Origin of the sequence: Pseudochrobactrum kiredjianiae, from assembly GCF_030362795.1 — a bacterium.
GTDB lineage: Bacteria > Pseudomonadota > Alphaproteobacteria > Rhizobiales > Rhizobiaceae > Pseudochrobactrum > Pseudochrobactrum kiredjianiae.
This window is the reverse complement of sequence record NZ_JAUCBM010000036.1, coordinates 1-2,500: the sequence shown is the minus strand read 5'-3', so window position 1 is coordinate 2,500 and position 2,500 is coordinate 1. Positions and strand designations below refer to the sequence as shown.

At 51.2% G+C, this 2,500-nt stretch carries 1 protein-coding gene, 1 tRNA gene and 2 rRNA genes (1 of these 4 cut by a window edge); 3 read left to right on the top strand and 1 reads right to left on the bottom strand.

The window, feature by feature from the left end; all coding sequences use genetic code 11:
- From QUF18_RS20190 to QUF18_RS20180, 3 genes are all read left to right on the top strand, one after another.
- A 23S ribosomal RNA gene (locus tag QUF18_RS20190) occupies positions 1-1,452 on the top strand (it extends 1,356 nt beyond the left edge of the window).
- A 210-nt stretch (positions 1,453-1,662) separates the two neighbouring features.
- Positions 1,663-1,777, top strand: a 5S ribosomal RNA gene (gene rrf / locus QUF18_RS20185).
- 142 nt (positions 1,778-1,919) lie between these two features.
- A tRNA-Met gene (locus QUF18_RS20180) sits at positions 1,920-1,996 on the top strand.
- A gap of 315 nt (positions 1,997-2,311) precedes the next feature.
- Here the strand turns inward: QUF18_RS20180 and QUF18_RS20175 are convergent.
- On the bottom strand, positions 2,312-2,500 hold a 189-nt coding region (locus tag QUF18_RS20175; RefSeq protein WP_289389034.1), incomplete at its 5' end, for an aminoglycoside adenylyltransferase domain-containing protein.

The following is a 2,500-nucleotide window of genomic DNA, read 5'->3' as shown; positions in this document are numbered from 1 at the left end:
GGGTTCCTGCTTAAAGTTAATCTGAGCAGGGTTAGCCGGCCCCTAAGGCGAGGCCGAAAGGCGTAGTCGATGGGAACCACGTTAATATTCGTGGGCCTGTGGGTAGTGACGGATCGCGTGTGTTGTAAGGTCTTATTGGATTGATCTTGCAGCGAAGCGGTTCCAGGAAATAGCTCCCACATATAGACCGTACCCTAAACCGACACTGGTGGACTGGTAGAGTATACCAAGGCGCTTGAGAGAACTGCGTTGAAGGAACTCGGCAAATTGCACGCGTAACTTCGGAAGAAGCGTGACCCCTTTTTACGCAAGTAGATGGGGGTGGCACAGACCAGGGGGTAGCGACTGTTTACCAAAAACACAGGGCTCTGCGAAGTCGCAAGACGACGTATAGGGTCTGACGCCTGCCCGGTGCTGGAAGGTTAAGAGGAGAGGTGCAAGCCTTGAATTGAAGCCCCAGTAAACGGCGGCCGTAACTATAACGGTCCTAAGGTAGCGAAATTCCTTGTCGGGTAAGTTCCGACCTGCACGAATGGCGTAACGACTTCCCCGCTGTCTCCAACGCAGACTCAGTGAAATTGAATTCCCCGTGAAGATGCGGGGTTCCTGCGGTTAGACGGAAAGACCCCGTGCACCTTTACTATAGCTTTACACTGGCATTTGTGGCGACATGTGTAGGATAGGTGGTAGACTTTGAAGCCTGGACGCCAGTTCAGGTGGAGTCATCCTTGAAATACCACCCTTATCGTCATAGATGTCTAACTGCGACCCGTATATCCGGGTCCAGGACCGTGTATGGTGGGTAGTTTGACTGGGGCGGTCGCCTCCTAAAGAGTAACGGAGGCGCGCGATGGTGGGCTCAGAACGGTCGGAAATCGTTCGTCGAGTGCAATGGCATAAGCCCGCCTGACTGCAAGACAGACAAGTCGAGCAGAGACGAAAGTCGGTCATAGTGATCCGGTGGTCCCGAGTGGAAGGGCCATCGCTCAACGGATAAAAGGTACGCCGGGGATAACAGGCTGATGACCCCCAAGAGTCCATATCGACGGGGTTGTTTGGCACCTCGATGTCGACTCATCGCATCCTGGGGCTGGAGCAGGTCCCAAGGGTATGGCTGTTCGCCATTTAAAGCGGTACGTGAGTTGGGTTCAGAACGTCGTGAGACAGTTCGGTCCCTATCTGCCGTGGGTGTAGGAATATTGAAAGGATCTGTCCCTAGTACGAGAGGACCGGGATGGACGTATCTCTGGTGGATCTGTTGTCGTGCCAACGGCATAGCAGAGTAGCTATATACGGACTAGATAACCGCTGAAGGCATCTAAGCGGGAAACTAACCTTAAAACGAGTATTCCCTATCAGAGCCGTGGAAGACCACCACGTTGATAGGCCGGATGTGGAAGTGCGGTAACGCATGCAGCTGACCGGTACTAATAGCTCGATCGACTTGATTGTTCTCATTATCAATATCCATCAAGCTCATCCAAAGGATGAGTTTGATAGTTTCTTCTCTCTCACGCCACATTCACTTCGTGAATGGCTCCGAGAGGGCGGCCTAACGGCCGGCACGCAGTCGCGTGCTTAAGAGCGGAACTGCGCTAATAGCGTAGTCAAATATTTGCACGAAAAACCCAGCTTCTTATTTGTTTCTGTGCCCTTTGCTGACCTGGTGGTTATGGCGGAGCGGCTGCACCCGATCCCATTCCGAACTCGGCCGTGAAACGCTCCAGCGCCGATGGTACTTTGTCTTAAGACACGGGAGAGTAGGTCGCTGCCAGGTCTGCAAAAGGCACAGAAAACAAAATCTCACAATCAATAAAAACAATAACAATTCCCCCAAATAATTTACCCATTTGGGGTGTTAAACACTGAAGTAATGATCTTCAGTGTAAAAAGCAAAGAGCAAAAAGCTCATTGCTTGGCGCGGGGTGGAGCAGCCCGGTAGCTCGTCAGGCTCATAACCTGAAGGCCGCAGGTTCAAATCCTGCCCCCGCAACCAAAAAATAAACCTGCTTTCAAGCGGGTATTTTTTTGTCATGGGTCATAGAGAAGAACCTAAGTCAGGGGCCCACAAAGAGGCCGAGCCCACGAAGTGGGACACAAAAACTCAAATCCTCACCACGCAACCTAAATCCCAAAAAATACACAAGCGCACAACCACCCTGCCAGATATGCAAAGCCCTCTTCGGCGTTCAATCAATAAAAACAAATCAAATAACTGAGGAGGGGAGGGTCTTCGGCCCGTGCGAACACGCGCAGACGAAGTATCTATCCTGAAACGGCAGCAAAGATGTACAGGCTGGCTTCAAACACATTACAATAAAGCTGAAAGCCGCCGAGTGAGTTCATCAGTTAAATAGACTGCCTGAGACCCTCGATCAGTCCAATCATCAAGAACCTCTCCCCAATATGCCAAGCGTGCATAAGATAATAAATCTGCATCAGCTTTAGACAATAACGATTTAGCCCACGCCGCAGCCTGATCTTTACTCGTAAACCGACC